The sequence below is a fragment of the Clostridium sp. TJA032 genome, assembly GCF_058310275.1.
On record NZ_JBZEFB010000001.1, the window covers coordinates 145,683 to 162,365 of the forward strand.

The 16,683-nt window shown below is 25.8% G+C and carries 18 protein-coding genes; 13 read left to right on the top strand and 5 right to left on the bottom strand.

Annotation, left to right across the window (positions count from 1 at the left end; genetic code table 11):
- Positions 1 to 6: 6 nt before the first annotated feature.
- Complete coding sequence (locus tag AC4FRL_RS00660) at positions 7 to 594, bottom strand: phosphatase PAP2 family protein (protein WP_491138032.1); 588 nt, start codon at positions 592 to 594, stop codon at positions 7 to 9.
- 207 nt (positions 595 to 801) lie between these two features.
- Between AC4FRL_RS00660 and AC4FRL_RS00665 the strand changes: the two genes are divergently transcribed.
- Positions 802 to 1,548: a hypothetical protein gene (locus AC4FRL_RS00665; RefSeq protein WP_491138033.1), complete on the top strand. Its 747-nt coding sequence runs from the start codon at positions 802 to 804 to the stop codon at positions 1,546 to 1,548.
- Between the two features lie 77 nt (positions 1,549 to 1,625).
- On the opposite strand, the gene AC4FRL_RS00670 is transcribed toward AC4FRL_RS00665, so the two are convergent.
- Complete coding sequence (locus AC4FRL_RS00670) at positions 1,626 to 2,153, bottom strand: hypothetical protein (protein WP_491138035.1); 528 nt, start codon at positions 2,151 to 2,153, stop codon at positions 1,626 to 1,628.
- Between the two features lie 408 nt (positions 2,154 to 2,561).
- On the opposite strand from AC4FRL_RS00670, the gene AC4FRL_RS00675 reads away from it, so the two are divergent.
- The 3 genes from AC4FRL_RS00675 (at position 2,562) to AC4FRL_RS00685 (ending at position 5,623) form a co-directional block, all read left to right on the top strand.
- A complete protein-coding gene (locus tag AC4FRL_RS00675; protein ID WP_491138036.1) occupies positions 2,562 to 3,029 on the top strand; it encodes a hypothetical protein in 468 nt (155 codons plus the stop codon).
- A 156-nt stretch (positions 3,030 to 3,185) separates the two neighbouring features.
- Positions 3,186 to 5,021 (top strand): glycoside hydrolase family 13 protein, encoded by a 1,836-nt coding sequence (locus tag AC4FRL_RS00680; protein ID WP_491138037.1) that lies wholly within the window; start codon positions 3,186 to 3,188, stop codon positions 5,019 to 5,021.
- 95 nt (positions 5,022 to 5,116) lie between these two features.
- Positions 5,117 to 5,623 (top strand): hypothetical protein, encoded by a 507-nt coding sequence (locus AC4FRL_RS00685; protein WP_491138038.1) that lies wholly within the window; start codon positions 5,117 to 5,119, stop codon positions 5,621 to 5,623.
- Between the two features lie 324 nt (positions 5,624 to 5,947).
- Here the strand turns inward: AC4FRL_RS00685 and AC4FRL_RS00690 are convergent, their stop codons facing one another.
- Positions 5,948 to 6,412: a hypothetical protein gene (locus AC4FRL_RS00690; RefSeq protein ID WP_491138039.1), complete on the bottom strand. Its 465-nt coding sequence runs from the start codon at positions 6,410 to 6,412 to the stop codon at positions 5,948 to 5,950.
- A gap of 219 nt (positions 6,413 to 6,631) precedes the next feature.
- On the opposite strand from AC4FRL_RS00690, the gene AC4FRL_RS00695 reads away from it, so the two are divergent.
- Positions 6,632 to 7,921 carry an L-cysteine desulfidase family protein gene (locus AC4FRL_RS00695; RefSeq protein ID WP_491138041.1) on the top strand — a complete coding sequence of 430 codons (1,290 nt, stop codon included), beginning with the start codon at positions 6,632 to 6,634 and terminating at the stop codon, positions 7,919 to 7,921.
- 83 nt (positions 7,922 to 8,004) lie between these two features.
- On the opposite strand, the gene AC4FRL_RS00700 is transcribed toward AC4FRL_RS00695, so the two are convergent.
- Positions 8,005 to 8,490, bottom strand: coding sequence for a hypothetical protein (locus tag AC4FRL_RS00700; RefSeq protein WP_491138043.1), 486 nt, complete (start codon positions 8,488 to 8,490; stop codon positions 8,005 to 8,007).
- A 203-nt stretch (positions 8,491 to 8,693) separates the two neighbouring features.
- Positions 8,694 to 9,020: a hypothetical protein gene (locus AC4FRL_RS00705; protein ID WP_491138045.1), complete on the bottom strand. Its 327-nt coding sequence runs from the start codon at positions 9,018 to 9,020 to the stop codon at positions 8,694 to 8,696.
- A gap of 396 nt (positions 9,021 to 9,416) precedes the next feature.
- Here AC4FRL_RS00705 and AC4FRL_RS00710 point away from each other — a divergent pair, with 396 nt between their 5' ends.
- The 8 genes from AC4FRL_RS00710 (at position 9,417) to AC4FRL_RS00745 (ending at position 16,637) form a co-directional block, all read left to right on the top strand.
- Entirely contained in the window at positions 9,417 to 10,244 is an 828-nt protein-coding gene (locus AC4FRL_RS00710) for an HAD family hydrolase (protein WP_491138046.1), read from the top strand.
- 325 nt (positions 10,245 to 10,569) lie between these two features.
- Positions 10,570 to 11,550: a mannose/fructose/sorbose PTS transporter subunit IIA gene (locus AC4FRL_RS00715; protein WP_491138047.1), complete on the top strand. Its 981-nt coding sequence runs from the start codon at positions 10,570 to 10,572 to the stop codon at positions 11,548 to 11,550.
- A gap of 63 nt (positions 11,551 to 11,613) precedes the next feature.
- Positions 11,614 to 12,417 (top strand): PTS mannose/fructose/sorbose transporter subunit IIC, encoded by an 804-nt coding sequence (locus AC4FRL_RS00720; protein WP_491138048.1) that lies wholly within the window; start codon positions 11,614 to 11,616, stop codon positions 12,415 to 12,417.
- Positions 12,418 to 12,435: 18 nt separating this feature from the next.
- Positions 12,436 to 13,347 (top strand): PTS system mannose/fructose/sorbose family transporter subunit IID, encoded by a 912-nt coding sequence (locus tag AC4FRL_RS00725; RefSeq protein ID WP_491138049.1) that lies wholly within the window; start codon positions 12,436 to 12,438, stop codon positions 13,345 to 13,347.
- 116 nt (positions 13,348 to 13,463) lie between these two features.
- A complete protein-coding gene (locus AC4FRL_RS00730; RefSeq protein ID WP_491138051.1) occupies positions 13,464 to 13,841 on the top strand; it encodes a DUF956 family protein in 378 nt (125 codons plus the stop codon).
- Between the two features lie 209 nt (positions 13,842 to 14,050).
- The gene (locus AC4FRL_RS00735) at positions 14,051 to 14,398 is read left to right on the top strand and encodes a hypothetical protein (protein ID WP_491138052.1); all 348 of its coding nucleotides are present in this window, start codon (positions 14,051 to 14,053) and stop codon (positions 14,396 to 14,398) included.
- A gap of 186 nt (positions 14,399 to 14,584) precedes the next feature.
- A complete protein-coding gene (locus tag AC4FRL_RS00740) occupies positions 14,585 to 15,508 on the top strand; it encodes a polysaccharide deacetylase family protein (protein ID WP_491138053.1) in 924 nt (307 codons plus the stop codon).
- Between the two features lie 187 nt (positions 15,509 to 15,695).
- Entirely contained in the window at positions 15,696 to 16,637 is a 942-nt protein-coding gene (locus tag AC4FRL_RS00745; protein WP_491138055.1) for a hypothetical protein, read from the top strand.
- Positions 16,638 to 16,683 lie beyond the last annotated feature (46 nt).

The following is a 16,683-nucleotide window of genomic DNA, read 5'->3' on the forward strand; positions in this document are numbered from 1 at the left end:
ATTTTTTTATTTTACATAGACTAAATTTTTTAAAATTGGAACATGTTTTTCTATAGAAAAATATATTTTTTGAACAGGTTTACTTAAAAGTTTTATATAAAAAATATTAAGTATAATGACCATTAAAAAAGACAATAAAACATGTTGAGGATAATGATGTCCTACATATAATCTAGAAAATCCTATTAAAAGAGAAAGGATTATAGAGATTATTCCTAAAAGTTTATTATATCTATTTAGTCCTAATGCTATACTCATACTTCCTACAGAATGACCACTAGGAAATGAAGAATCTGCCTTGTGGTAATAAAGTAGATTTGCTTTAGGGTCTTTTACAAAAGGTCTTGGAGCATAAAAAAAGTGTCCTAAAATTACTGATAAGGCTAGATTTATTACAGTAAAAACTATTGTGTCTACAGCAATACCTCTAGCTTTTTTATTATTATTTATAATTCCTATTAAATAAAGTATAATAACCATAAAAAGCATTATATAAGGAAGTTTTTTAGAGATAAAAAGCATGATTATATCTAAAAAAGAACTTTTTCCTGCTAAGCTATTTACACTATTAAAAATATTATTCCAAAATGTCATATAATAATTCTCCTTAATATTTTTTTTGTTAAACAAAAATGTAAAATTTATGAATTTTATACACAAAATTAACATTAATTATACATAATTTTATCTTTATGAAAATGACATAAAAGTTACAAAAAATTAAAAAATATAGTTATGTTAAGTTCTTGAAATAAGATTTTATTAATATTATAGTTACTTTAACAAATAGGAGATGATATTATGAAAAAAACTTTTTATGATTATGAAGAGGCAATAAAAAAATTACCTTTAAAAAAGAAATATACTAAGGAAGACCTTTTGACAAAAGATTTTCTAGTTGATAAAAGTGGAGACCTTGAAGTTTATTATGCACCTCACAATGAGTATATAAATAAAAATGCTAAAATTTTTATAGTTGGAATTACACCAGGTTTTAATCAGATGAGTGTAGCCATATTAAAAGCAAGAGAAGAAATAGAAAAGGGAAGTTCTGTAGAAGATATTATATATAAATGTAAGGTTGCAGGACGTTTTAGTGGAGTATTAAGAAAAAATACTATAGAAATGCTAAACTATTTAAAGCTTAATAAGGTTTTAGGGATAGAGGATTGTGAAGAACTTTTTTATGAAAAGGATTATTTAATGCATACTGTTTCCTTAATTCCCTATGCTGTATTTTATAAAGGTAAAAATTATACAGGGCATACGCCAAAACTTATAAAGAGTGATTTTTTAATGAAATATGTATATACAAATTTTTTAGATGAAATTAAAAGTTTAAATGATTTTGAAAATATTTTAATAATTCCTCTAGGTAAGGCTGTAGAGGAAGTTCTTCTTAAATTAAGTGAAGAAGGAAAAATCAATGAAAAGCAAATTCTTAAAGGGTTTCCCCATCCTTCTGGAGCTAATGTTAATAGAATAAAGATTTTAGAGGAAAATAAAGAAGGAATGATGGAAGAAATAAGAGAATTTTTTAAGAAATAATTAGATTAACCTCATCCTAAACAATTTTAGGATGGAGTTTTTCTTTAATGAGTTTAAAAAAATTAATAGATTTATACTTAGTAAGCATAAATCTCTGTATCTTGTTTATCTTTAACATAATTTTTTAAGCTTTCATAGGTTTCTTTAGAAAGTTTTGATTTTATTATTACCTTGTGAGAAAAATCAACTTCTACTATAGAATCATTAGAACTTTCAATTAAACTCTTAATTCCTTCGTAAGAGCTATAGGATGTTTCTATAAAAACAGAAAGTTTTTCTTCTTCTTCATCAACTATATTTTCTTCTCTATAATTTGCTCTACATATACTTTGTTCCTTGTTTTCTAAAACATATACTCTAAGTTTATTACTTCTAGGAAATTCAATTTTTTCTATAGTTTTTAAAAGTTTTTTTAACTCTTCCTTTGAAATATTTAAAAATTCTCTTTTTTCATAACCATCTTCATATACATTAAAGGAATTTTCTAGTTTTTCTATAACAACCTTTCTATTTTTTTTATAAGATCTTATGTCTAGGCAATTATTTAATTTTAATTCATCTAATCTTTTTATAGAATCAAAAGCAAAGTTATTAATAGTAAACATAGATATTCACCTCACTTTAGAAATATTTCCTAAAGTATATCATTTTTTTATTTATACTAAAATAAAGTTGCTTATTTGATTTATTTATAGTTATTATAAGAATTTTTAATTTTAAGAGTTTTATTTAATAATATATAGAAATTATCCTATTAATAATATAAAACAATAACAAATAACCATTGAGAAAAATATAAAAAAATCCATTTATTAAAAGTATCTCCTTTAATTAAAATTTTAAAAATTAAAATAAGTTTATATCTTAATATATTAATTTTTAATCATATATAGAAGAAAGGTAGATTAAATTAGAGTTAAATTGAGGAAAAAACAAGAGTGTTTAAAAAATATTTACAAAAAAACTTTAAATTGATAATATTTATATAGGATTTAAAAGTTTTGGAGGAGAGAATGAAAAGCTACGAAAGAAAACTAAAGATAGAAATTATTACAAATTTAGTTGTGCTTGATTATATATTTATGATAAGAAGAGCTTCTAACTATTTAGAAGAAGGAATTATTGGTGGCATAGCTTTAGTATGGGTTTTATTTGCATTGGCATATCACATATGGGACCTTAAAAAAAGAGGATTAACTCTATTTGGAGGAATAAATAATTTTATTGAGAGAATTAAGGCTCTTAAATATTTTAGTAGAATTTACACTAGAATGTTTAAATATGGACTTAGTATAATGATTATTTTAGGAATATTACTAATTTCATTAAATATAATTGATATGCAGGCATTAAATACTTCCTTTATAAAATATTTTATACATATAGGTACAGCATTAGCTCTTTCCTTAGGAATTGTAGAAGCCTTAACTTTTTGTATGGCAGCTATGGTTAGAATTATAGAAGAAAATTGCGATATATAAAAAAACACCTCACAAATTGTGAGGTGTTTTTCACTTATTTCTATTTAACAATATATACTTGAAGATGTTTACAAATAAGGATATAATTCATAAGAGAAGGGTTTATTTTTTATATAGAATTTTGGAAACGTTTCCGAAAAAGAGGGAGGAGATTTTATGAGTAAAATTACAAAGGAAGCAATTCATCATATTGTAAAAAGCAATTATTCTTATGGTTATGATAAGGATACTTTGCATATAAGAATTAAAACTAAAAAAGGTGAAGTAAAAAATGCCAAAATAAAAATAGGAGATCCATACATATGGGATGTTGGCGGATGTGATGGTGGAAATATGAATGCCTCTGGTGGAGGTTGGATAGGTGGAGAAATTTATCCAATGAAAAAAGAAGGAGAAACAAAATATTTTGATAATTTTATAATAGAGTATAAGCCTATTAGTAAACGTTCAAGATATGCTTTTATACTAGAGGGGGAAGAGGAAACTATTTTATTTTCAGAAAAGAAAATAGAAGAATTAAATGGAGAAAAGGATGAGGAGAAACTATGTAACATAGGAAACTTTTTCTGTTTTCCATATTTAAATCCTATAGATGTTGCAAAAACTCCTGAGTGGGTAAAGGATACAATTTGGTATCAAATATTTCCAGATAGATTCTGTAATGGGGATAAAACTTTAGATAATGAATTTGTAGAACCTTGGGGTACAGAGCCTACTAAAGATAATTTTATGGGAGGAGATTTAGTAGGAGTTTTAGAAAAATTAGATTATTTATGTAGTCTTGGAGTTAATGGATTATATTTTTGTCCTGTTTTTGAAGCAAGTGAAAATCATAGATATGAGACAATAGATTATTTTAATGTAGATAAAGCATTAGGTGGAAATAGAACCTTTAAAAAGCTTGTTAAAGAGGCTCATAAAAGAGGAATGAAAATTATGCTAGATGCAGTTTTTAATCATATAGGGTATCTTTCTCCAATGTGGCAAGATGTCTTAAAAAATAAAGAAAATTCAAAGTATAAAGATTGGTTTTGTATAAGAGAGTTTCCTATTTTTAAAAATGGAGTAGAAGATTTAAGATGGGAAAATATAAACTATGAAACCTTTGGAAGAATTGCTACTATGCCTAAACTAAATACAGAAAATAAAGAGGTTGTAGATTATTTATTAAGAGTAGGAAAGTATTGGGTAGAGGAAATGGAGATAGATGCTTGGCGATTAGATGTAGCTAATGAAGTAGACCATGTATTTTGGAGGAAGTTTAGAGAAGTTATAAAAGGTGTTAATAGTGAAACTTATATTTTAGGTGAAATTTGGCATGATGCTTTGCCTTGGCTTAAAGGAGACCAATTTGATGCTGTTATGAACTATCCTCTAACTGAGGCTATTAAGGATTACTTTTGCTTAAATAGATGTAGTAGAGAGGATTTTAAATATATGGTAGAGGAAAATAAGGTTAGTTATTTAAGACAAATTGGAGAGAGTATATTTAATCTTCTAGATAGTCATGATACGCCAAGAATATTAACTGTTGCTAAAGGGGATAAGAATAAAATGAAATTAGCTTATCTTTTTATGTTTACACAAGCTGGTTCTCCTTGTATATATTATGGAGATGAAGTTGCTATGGAGGGAAATCAAGGCATGAATATGGAACTTCATAGAAGATGTATGATTTGGGATGAGAATAAGCAAGATAAAGATATGCTTGAATTTATGAAAAATTTAATAAGGGTAAGAAAAGAAAATAAGGATTTTAAATTACTAGATAACAATTGGATAGATTATAAAGATGATAAAGATGTATTGATTTACTCTAAGGGAAAGACCTTTGTTATTATAAATAATTCAGAGGAGAAAAAAATTATAAATTTACCAAAAGAAATTAAAGAGAAAAAGGTAAAGAATTTATATGAAAATAGTATAGAGAATTTAGAAGAAGTAATAAGTTTAAAGGAATACTCTTTTAAATTATATAAGATTATAAATTAAAGCTTTAAGGCTTTTAAGCACTTTTTATTCTTTATTTTAAAGAGTTAAATTTATATGTTATTATAAAAGTATAAATTTTTACTAAGGAGAAAATAATGAATAAAAAAACATTAAGAAAAATTGTTTTTAAGGTGATTTTAATAATTTTTATTATAGTAGCCTTTGTAGAATTAATAAATATTTTATACAACAGAACTAATTTATTAGATAAAAAAACACAAATATATGAAATACCAAATACTATGTATTCTGCTATTAGAACTTTTGATGAAGAGGTATTAATAGTTCATGAGTATTATTTAATTACAAATCCACCAGAAAATCAAAAGAAGCTTAAGGAAACTATTGAAAATTTTCTAGATAAAAATAATATAAGTGAAAAGCTTATAGAGGATGGAGAGAAATTAAATAAGGATAAAAATATTAAACAAATTCAGTATAGTATATCATTCTTAAAGCAAAGTTTTAATACTCCTAGGAATTGGCAACCTAAAAAAAGTAGCATTTTAAATGATGATACTATAAATAATCATAAAAATGATGTAATAGCAGGTTATGAATTTAATAATTATAATAATGTAAAATCCTATTTTGCCTTTTAATTATATTTTAAACTTATAAATAGGTTATTTTAAGGAATATACAAAATCCTGCTAAGGAAAAAATAAGTAAAAGTGCTAGAAATCTTCTAGCACTTTTTAAATTTTTATTTTAGTAAGGATATTTTCAATGTATTATTTTATTTTTTTAAAGGTTTATTCCCAATCTAAACTTGGACATGGATGGGTTTGAGCAAATTGATATCCTTGTTCTCCTTGAATTCTTCTTTGATAAGAAAACCATTTTTGAAGAGTTTCAATTCTTTCCTTTGTCAACTTAATTTTAGTAGGTAAATCCTTGCTATCCTTATATTTTATCCATTTTTGCTAATTTTCAATTACATCTGGATAATCTGCTCCATGGCTAACTATATGTCCCCAAAGTTCATTTAGTTCTTTATCAGCTTCTGCATATTCATCTTCTAAGCTTTTATTATTAGAATTATTCTCATTTTGAGGAGAGTTATCATCTTTTAAGTCATCAGAATTATTACTTTCATTTTCTGAAACTTCTTCTTTATGCTTTTCTATATTCTTAGGTTTATTAGTTTCTTCTTCATTGATTTCTTGTTTTTCAGAATCATCTTCTTTATGTGAATTATTAGAAGAATCTTCAATATTATTATTTTTATCTATGTTATTATCTTCTTTTTGTGAATCTGTTTTCTCATTATTTTCTTCCTTAGTTATTTCAGAATTACTTTGATTTTCTGTATTATTACATCCTATAAAAGTTAGATTAGAAATAAGAAAAGTTCCTAGCATTAAAGTAGCTATTAATTTCTTTTTCATATGTAAACACTCCTTTCTTTATTTATAATTATATACATTAATATAATTATACTTTTAAAAGACTTTTGACTATATGGTTATAATTAAGAAAATAAGTTATAAAATTTTTAAATTTTTACGTAAATATAATAAAATTTTTAACTTTTTATGTAAATGATTACAAAAGTCATTCTTGGTGTTATAATAAATATATTAAGGAATATATAAGAAGGTGACAAGATGAGAGAGTTATATTTAAAAACATTAAAAAGGGAAGTAGTACCTTCAGAAGGGTGTACTGAGCCTATAGCAATAGCTTATGCTGCTTCTATAGCTAGAGAGAATTTAAAGGGAGATTTAAAAGAGGTTAATATTTTATTAAGCAAAAATGTAATAAAAAATGCTCTAGGAGTTGGAATACCTGGAACAGGAAGAGTAGGAATAGAAATAGCAGCTGCTTTAGGACTTACTATTCAAAAATCTTATAAAAAATTAACTATATTATCAAATTTTACAGAGGAAGAGCTTAAAGAAGCTAAGGATATAGTAGATAAGAATATAATTAACATAAAACAAAAAGATACTGACAAACCACTATATATTGAAGTTGAACTTATATCGGATATTTCAAAATCTTTAGTTATTATAGAAGATACTCATACTAATGTAACTTTAATAAAAAGTGGTGATGAATTAATTTTAGATAATAAAAATAGTAATATTGATGAAGATTTAGAGGAAGATTATAAGTTATTTAAAATTAAGGATATTTATAATTTTTCTAAAAATATTGACTTTGAGGATATAAGATTTATTTTAGAAAGTGCAAAGATGAATGAGAAGGTTTCAGAAGAAGGGCTAAAGGGAGCTTATGGACTTCAAGTTGGAAGTAAAATAATAAAAAATGATAATTTTAATTTATTTTCTAATGATGCTTCTAATAAAATTGTTGCAGCTTCAGCAGCGGCTTCTGATGCTAGAATGGATGGATGCACTATGCCTATAATGACTACTGCAGGTAGTGGAAATCAAGGGATTGCTTGTTCTGTTCCTGTAGCACAAACAGCTAGGCTTTTAGGAAAGAATGAGGAAGAATTAGCTAGAGCTTTAGTTTTAAGTAACTTAGTTACTATAAGAATTAAAAAGCATATGGGCAGACTTTCACCATTATGTGGAGCTGGACTAGCTGGGGCTACTGGAGCTTCTTGTGGTATAACTTATCTTTTAGGAGGAAATTTAGAAAATATAAATTATTGTATAAAAAATATGATTTCTGATTTATCAGGAATGATATGTGATGGTGCTAAAGAAACTTGTGCTTTAAAAATTGCAACAGGAACAAATGCTGCAATACAATGTGCTAATTTAGCTATGAATGGTATATCTGCAACTGATAATGATGGTATAGTTGCAAAGGATGTAGAGGAAACTATAGAAAGTATAGAAACTTTAGTGCAACATGGTTTTAAAGAAGTTGATGATGCTGTACTTAATATAATGCTTGAAAAGAGAAAAAAGCATAATAATTAATAAGAAAAAAAGATTGTATTATACTATTTAATACTTAATATATTTAAATTTAGCATAATACAATCTTTTTAAAAAATATATTTTTAGAATAAGTTTTTTTTATGAGCTAGTTTCATTAATAAAGCTGCTAATATTAATGAAGCAATTAATATTATTAAGGGACTAATTCCAGTTAAACTTAATAACTCATCAAGTTCTGTATTAAAAGTAATATTAGTGAATAAGGATATTAAAGGGTAAAAAATTAAATAAGCTGAAATGCTTAAAAGAGAGCATATGAAAAATATTAAAGTAAATTTATGATATAATCCATTTCTTAAAGAATTATTAAATATAAATACAAGTAAAAATAAAAATAATATAGGCATAGCTATACCAATTACTATATTAAGCATATAAGGTATAGGGCCTACAGTATCTTTTACTATGGTAATTCCATTATTAAACTCTATCTTTCCACCACATAATAATAAAACTAAATCTTTTGAAATAGTATGTAATAAATAAATAATAGAAAAAGATAAAAATGTCATAATCAAAGTTGAAATAGATTTTTTTCTTGTTTTCAATTTTTTCAGCTCCTTATATGTGTAGTATTTTTATTAGTATGGCTTTAGTTTAAATTTTACCTTACTAATATAAACTTTTTGTAAATAAAAGTAAAGGTTTAAAATTAAATTTATTAAATTAATTAAAGATTATATTTATTCTTATTAATTAGTTTAAATTTATAAATATAAATAAAAAAGTTGCTATTTTTTAGCAACTTTTTCTAGTTTATTTTCTTATCTATTTGAAACATTTCAGAAACATAATAAATAAAGCATCCTATAAGAGGAATTAATAAATATCCTTCTTTAAATTTAAAAACATAAAAGAAGCATTCTGATAAAATTAGTATTGTTCCTATAATTATAAAGGTCATTCCTATAGAGTATGATATATAGTTCTTGTCTTTTAAATCTTTTAAATTAAAGTAATCTTCAAGTCTTCTAAAATAGAAAAGATAATATCCAAGTTTAAATTTTTTATTTTTAAAAATATAAATTCCTAAAAATAAAAAAATCAGTCCAACTATGAGAATAAGAAGTAAAACCATAACATTTGCTCCCTTCATACTTATCTTTTCTAAGTAAAATCATTAAAATTTTTTAATTAGAAAAGATAAGTAATTAAAAAATAATAAATGAATTTTTATACAAAAAATAATAATTATTATTACTAAATAAACTTTTTGTTTATTCACAGAAAGTTAATATATTTCTAATTATAGTATTTATAAGATTTTATTAATATGAAATAAAATAATAATTTACAAAAATGAAGTAATTATTTGAAAAAAATAAAAATCATTCAAATAATTTTTTGAATTTTTATCATTTATTTATTATTAAAGCATATTAAATTTTCTTTTACTTGATTAAAGATACTATTTATAGATAATATAAAGTTAATTGAAAGATAAATTAGAATTTATTAGGAGAGTGTAATTAAAATGGAATTATTTGTTTCAGATTTAGATGGAACTTTATTAAATAAAGAACAGGTTATATCAGAGTTTTCAAAAAGAGAGTTAAATAATCTTATAGAAAAAGGGGTTAATTTTACAGTTGCTACTGCTAGAAGTCCTGCTACGGTTTATGAAATTTTAAAGGAAGTAAATATAAAGATTCCCTTAGTTCTTATGAATGGGGTTTTAATTTATAATATTAAAGATAAGGAATATATAGATGTCAAGGAAATAGAAAAAGAAAGTGCAAGAGAAATAATAAAAATACTTGAGGATTATAAAAAGACATTTTTCCTATATGGAATAAAGGATAATCATCTTTGGGTTTATCATAAAGATTTTACTTATGACTTTGAAGAAAGATATTACAGGGAAAGATTAAACAAAAAACTTAAATCTTTCGAAAAAATATGTGATTATTATGAAGTATTAGAAAATAATAGAATAATAAATTTCGTTTTTTTTGAGAATAATAAAAATATAGCTGAAAAAATTTTTAAAAAGATTATGAACATAGAGGGTGTTACAGGCAATTGTTACAAGGATATCTATAATGAGGGAGCTTATTTTATAGATGTATATAGTAATGAGGCATCTAAAGCTAAGGGAATTAAGTTTTTATCAGAATATATAAATCATAGTAAAATAATAAGCTTTGGAGATGGGGAAAATGATATAGCAATGTTCGAAATATCTGATGAATGCTATGCTCTAGAGAATGCAACAGAAGATTTAAAAAAGATTTCTACGGGAATTATAGGAAGTAATAATGAAGATTCTGTAGTAAAATTTTTAGTAGAAAGAGCGAAATAAAAAAATAAATAAAAATAAACAAAAAAAATATAAGAAGTATAATAATTTGTTATACTTCTTTGTATTTTGTCAAAATAGAGTTTGAATTTTTTGAAAATTTTTTAAAATGGCTAAATCTATTTGAGTTTAATTAAAAAATCCCTTAAATATTGATAAATACTTGCTTAAAGGGCATTAAATTATTTAATAAAAGCTATGTTTTTGGAGAATATGTATATGTTTAAATTTTGACGAACACTTGTAAAAGCGATGTAAAAATTGTAAAATTAACGTAAGATGAAGTAAAAAATTTGTCTTAAACAATAAAAAAATAGGAGGTATACATATGGTAGGAATTATTCTTGCTAGTCATGGGGAATTTGCTAAAGGCATTTTGCAATCTGGCTCAATGATTTTTGGTGAGCAGGAAAATGTAAAAGCTGTTACATTAATGCCAAGTGAAGGTCCTGATGATATTAAAGCAAAAATGAAAGAAGCAATAGCTTCCTTTGATAATCAAGATGAGGTTTTATTCTTAGTAGACCTTTGGGGTGGAACACCATTTAACCAAGCTGATAGCTTAGTTGAAGAACACAAGGATAAGTGGGCTATAGTAGCTGGTATGAACTTACCAATGGTTATTGAAGCTTATGCTTCTCGTTTTTCAATGGAATCAGCACAAGAAATTGCTGCTAGTATTTTAAAGACAGCTAGAGATGGAGTAAGAGTTAAACCTGAATCTTTAGAACCACAAGTTTCTAGTGATGCAAGTAAAGAGGCAACTCCACAAGGAAATAATGTAGGTGCTCCTGGCTCTTTTGAATACGTTTTGGCACGTATTGATTCACGTTTACTTCATGGTCAAGTAGCAACTGCTTGGACAAAAACTGTTAAACCAACAAGAATTATTGTTGTTTCAGATGATGTAGCTAAAGATGATTTACGTAAAAAATTAATTCAACAGGCAGCTCCTCCAGGAGTTAAGGCACACACTATTCCTATTAGCCAAATGATTAAAATCGCTAAAGATGATAAGCATTTCGGTGGACAGCGTGCGTTACTTCTTTTTGAAAATCCAGAGGATGTGCTTAGAGTAGTTGAAGGTGGCGTACCTATAAAAACAGTTAACGTAGGTTCTATGGCTCACTCTCCAGGTAAGGTTCAGCCAAATAAGGTTCTTGCATTTAATCAAAAGGATATTGATACTTTCAATAAACTTAAAGAAGCTGGATTAGAATTTGATGTTCGTAAGGTTCCAAGCGACTCAAAAGGAAACATGGATGAAATTCTTAAAAAAGCACAAGAAGAATTAAATAAATTAAAGTAATATAATAAAAATATTTATATTAAACTTATATAATTTATTTTAAAGAAAAGGAGGATTAATACAGTGGATTTAAATATAATTCAAATAATATTAGTTATTATTATTGCGTTTTTAGCTGGTATGGGAGGAATCCTAGACGAATTCCAATTCCATCAACCATTAGTTGCTTGTACTTTAATTGGTTTAGTTACAGGTAATTTAATACCTTGTTTAATCCTAGGCGGTAGTCTTCAAATGATCGCTTTAGGTTGGGCAAATATAGGTGCTGCCGTAGCACCAGATGCAGCGTTAGCATCAGTTGCAGCTGCAATTATCTTAGTTCTTAGTGGTGAAGGCCAAGCGGGAATATCTTCAGCTATAGCTATTGCTATTCCACTAGCTGTTGCAGGATTATTATTAACAATAATCTGTCGTACAATAGCTACAGCGTTTGTACACTTTATGGATTCTGCTGCTAAAGAAGGTAACATAAGAAAAGTTGAAATGTGGCATGTAATCGCTATTATCATGCAAGGTGTGCGTATAGCATTACCAGCAGCTTTAATCTTATTAATAGGTGCAGGTCCAATAAGTTCTTTACTAGCTGCTATGCCAGCATGGTTAACTGATGGTTTAGCTGTTGGTGGTGGTATGGTTGTTGCTGTTGGATACGCTATGGTAATCAACATGATGGCAACAAAAGAAGTATGGCCATTCTTCGCAATCGGTTTTGTATTAGCAACTATTCCTCAACTTACACTTATAGGATTAGGTGCAATTGGTGTTGCTTTAGCCTTTATTTACCTAGCACTAAGCAAAAAAGGTGGATCAGGTAATGGTGGATCAAACATAGGAGATCCAGTTGGCGATATTATCGATAAATACTAAGAAGGGAGAGATGACGAAATGGAAAAAAATTTAAAATTAACTAAAAGAGATCGTCTTTCTATTTGGTGGCGTTCAACTTTCATTCAAGGATCTTGGAACTATGAAAGAATGCAAAATGGTGGTTGGGCATTCGCATTAATTCCTGCAATTAAAAAGTTATACAAAACTAAAGAAGAAAGATCAGCGGCTTTAACACGTCACTTAGAATTCTTTAATACTCACCCATATGTAGCTTCACCTATCATCGGTGTAACATTAGCTTTAGAAGAAGATCGTGCAAATGGAGCACAAGTTGATGATGTAACTATACAAGGGGTTAAGGTTGGTATGATGGGACCTTTAGCAGGTATAGGAGACCCTGTATTCTGGTTCACTGTAAGACCTATTTTAGGTGCTTTAGGAGCATCACTTGCTATGTCAGGTAATATTTTAGGACCTATTATATTCTTCTTAGGATGGAATATTATACGTATGGCATTTACTTGGTACACTCAAGAATTCGGCTACAAAGCTGGTTCTCGTATAACAGAAGATTTATCTGGAAACTTATTACAAGATATCACAAAAGGTGCATCTATACTTGGTATGTTCATCTTAGGGTCATTAGTTAATAGATGGGTATCTATTAAGTTCACCCCTGTAATTTCTACAGTACAACTAAGCCCAGGAGCGTACATAGATTGGACTACTATTACAGAAGGAGCACAAGGTATTAAGGAAGCATTAATACAACAATCTGCTGGACTATCTTTAACACCAGAAAAAGTTACTACATTACAAGGAAACTTAGACTCATTAATTCCTGGACTTGCAGGATTATTATTAACATTCCTTTGCATGTGGTTACTTAAGAAGAAAGTATCTCCAATTGTAATTATTCTTGCTTTATTCGTAATCGGTATTGTATTCCATGTAATAGGATTAATGTAATATTTTCTTTAGCCTAGGTTAGTATAATTTACTTAGCCTAGGCTTTTCTTAAAAATTTAAATTTAAATATTTTATTTTATAAAGTGAATTAAAATAGAAGAAAAGAGGTATATTTTATGGTTCAATCACTTAATACAAAAGTGGATTTGGTAGTTGATGCAACATCCTTTTTAGGACTTGCTGAATATGGTCAAATAATGGTTGGAGATAAAGGATTTGAATTTTACAATACTAATGATTATAGAAAATTTATTCAAATTCCCTGGGAAGAAGTAGATTATGTAATTGTATCTATAATGTTTAAGGGAAAATGGATTCCTCGTTATGCAATTCAAACTAAGAAAAATGGAACATATTCCTTTTCTTCTAAGGATCCAAAAAGAGTACTTCGTACTGTAAGAAATTATGTTGATGCAAATCGCATAGTTAGGTCTTTAAGTTTCTTTGATGTTTTAAAGAGACAATTAAAATCCTTATTTAAAAAGAAAAGATAAGATAAATAAGATTTATTAAGTTAGCAAAAATTTTTATGTTTTTGAAATTTTTAATGAATTTTGCTATTTTAAGCTTTTTATAGAGGTTTGATTGAAAAAATATAGAGGAGTATAATTAATTTTAAGGTACATAAAATAATAAATGTATTAAGTCTTTACTTATTGGATATAAATGTAATAATATATTTTTCATAAAGGGGGGATGGTTTATGTTTAAAGAAAAACTCAAAAAATTATTGAGTACTAAAGGTACTGTAGAATTAATTCTTTATGATGAAGATTTAAATTTATATACTATGACTTTATGTGATAAGTGCCAATGCGATATAATAAAAGAGTTAGGCATTAAGGGAAATGATATAAATACTTTAAAAAGCATAGTAAATTCCTTAGGATATGACCTTGTTTCATTAGATGATTATAATAAAAATTATATTTTTGATAGACATGGAAATAAAATGACATGTTGTTGTAAAGACAGCTCTTATAAAATAGTTAAAGTTAATTTTGATAAAAATAATAATGATGATTATTACATGGCATGGTCAATCTTATAAAAGCTACTTAAAATAGTGGCTTTTTATTTTTGATAAATATATTTTAACATTTAATTATATTTATTAATAAAGTGCAAAATAAGTAAATTTTAAAGTCTTTGTTTCTATTTTGTATTTTATTTATATTATTATTTTTATATAATAAAAGATGTGCAAAAAAGGAAAGTTATACGGGGGATGAAAATTATGAAAAAAATACTTAAGTATACTCTTGTCTTTAGCGTATTAATATGCTTAGGTTCTTTTGTTGGATGTGATTCTATGCAAAAGAAACAAGTAGAAGCTACTGAGAGTACAGAGGATTCAAGCAAAGCTAACACTCAAGATGAACAAACTTCAGATAATCAAAAGGCAAAAGATGATTCAGAAATAAAATACTTAAAAGCAAAAGATGATCCAAATGCTGAGGATGCACAGGTTGTATCTGATTATACAAATGGACTTTTAAAAGGAACTCTTAAATATCCAGTTAGAAGTGATGGTAAAAAGATAGCTTATTTAACTTTTGATGATGGTCCATCAACAACTAATACTCCAGAGGTATTAAAAATTTTAAATGATTATGGAATAAAGGCTACTTTTTTTGTAACAGGAGACTCATTGAAAGCTGGAGAAAAAGCACAGGAGCTTTTAAAGCAAACTGTTAAGGAAGGACATGCTATAGGAAACCATTCATATAGCCATGACTATAAATATCTTTATCCTGATAGAAAAATGAATGTAGATAACATAATTTCTGATTTTGATAAAAATGAAAACTTAATGAAAGAAATTTTAGGTGAAGATTTTTCAACAAATGTTGTTAGATTTCCAGGAGGATACTGGTCTTGGCAAGATAGAACTCCTATGAAAGAGAGAATGGTACAAGACCATATAGCAAATATTGATTGGAATGCTTTAAATGGTGATGCTGAAGGTAAGAAAAAAAATGCTGATGAATTAGTTGCCTTTGCTCAAAAAAGTATAGATGACTTAGGACCAGATGCTGATAATGTAGTAATACTAATGCATGATACTTATGGAAAAGAAGAAACTGTAAAGGCACTTCCAAGAATAATAGATTATTTAAAAAGCAAGGGCTTTGAGTTTAAGAGTATTAAATCAAATTAAAATTTTAAGAACTACTATTTAATAATTTTAGATAGTAGTTTTTTATTTTTTATAAGAAAAAATATAAAAAGTATATTCTATGTATCTTACTTTTAAAATTGAAGATTATAAAAATGAAAGCTTATTTTAATGTTATTTAATAAAATACTTATAATATAAATCTTATTATTTTGGAGGTAAGAAAATAATGTTAAGAGATTTAAATGAAAAATTAAAAGAATGTAATAAAAAACTTGCCTTAAAAGAATTACTTAAAAAGAAAAAATATTCTTTAGAAAAAGAAATAGAATTAAAAGAAAAAGAATTAGAGAAGTTTTATGAGAATTTAAATGAGGAACTATTGGATTTAAAAAATTTAAAAGGTAGTAGTTTTTCAAATTTTATTTTTAATATTTTTAATAGTCATGAGGAAAGAGTAAAAGCTTTAGAAAAGGAATGTATAAAGAGTAAATCGCATTATGATAATCTTAAGTTTATATTAAGTAAATTAAAGTCTAATTTAGAAAGTATAAATGAGGATTTAAAACCTTTAAAAAACATTGAAAATACCTATAAGAAACTTATTGAAAGCAAAAGAGATTTGCTAAAAAAATTTAATTTAAATATAAGAGAAGATATAATAACTTTAGAATTTAATATAAGAGATGAATATATTAAGAATAAAGAAGTTAAAGAAGCACTTATGGAAGCTAAAAATTCCTTTAATTTAAGTAAAGAGCTAATAAGAATTTTAAAAGAAGATAATGAATTTTCTTATAACTATATAGTTTCTAGAGGAGTATTAAGTAAGAGCTTAAATAAAGAGAAGTTAGAAGAGGCTAAATTTAATTTTGATAGGTTTTCTTATGAAATACTTGCATTAAAGAGAGAATTAGGAGATTTAGAAATAAACACTTTATTAAAAGGTAAGGAAATAAATTATATTTCAAATAATATTAATGTGATTTTTAATAATATTTTTGAAAAATCAAGCAATGAGGTAGAGTTTAAAGATTATTTATACATTATTGAGGAAATAAATTTAAACTTAGAAAATTTAATAAAAATTTTAGAGGAAGAAAAAAATAACAGAGATTTACAGTTAAATTTATTAAAAGATAAGCTTATGAATTTAGTTGAAAAAAATTAATCTAAAAATAAAAAACATCTTATAAACATTATAAGATGTTTTTTAT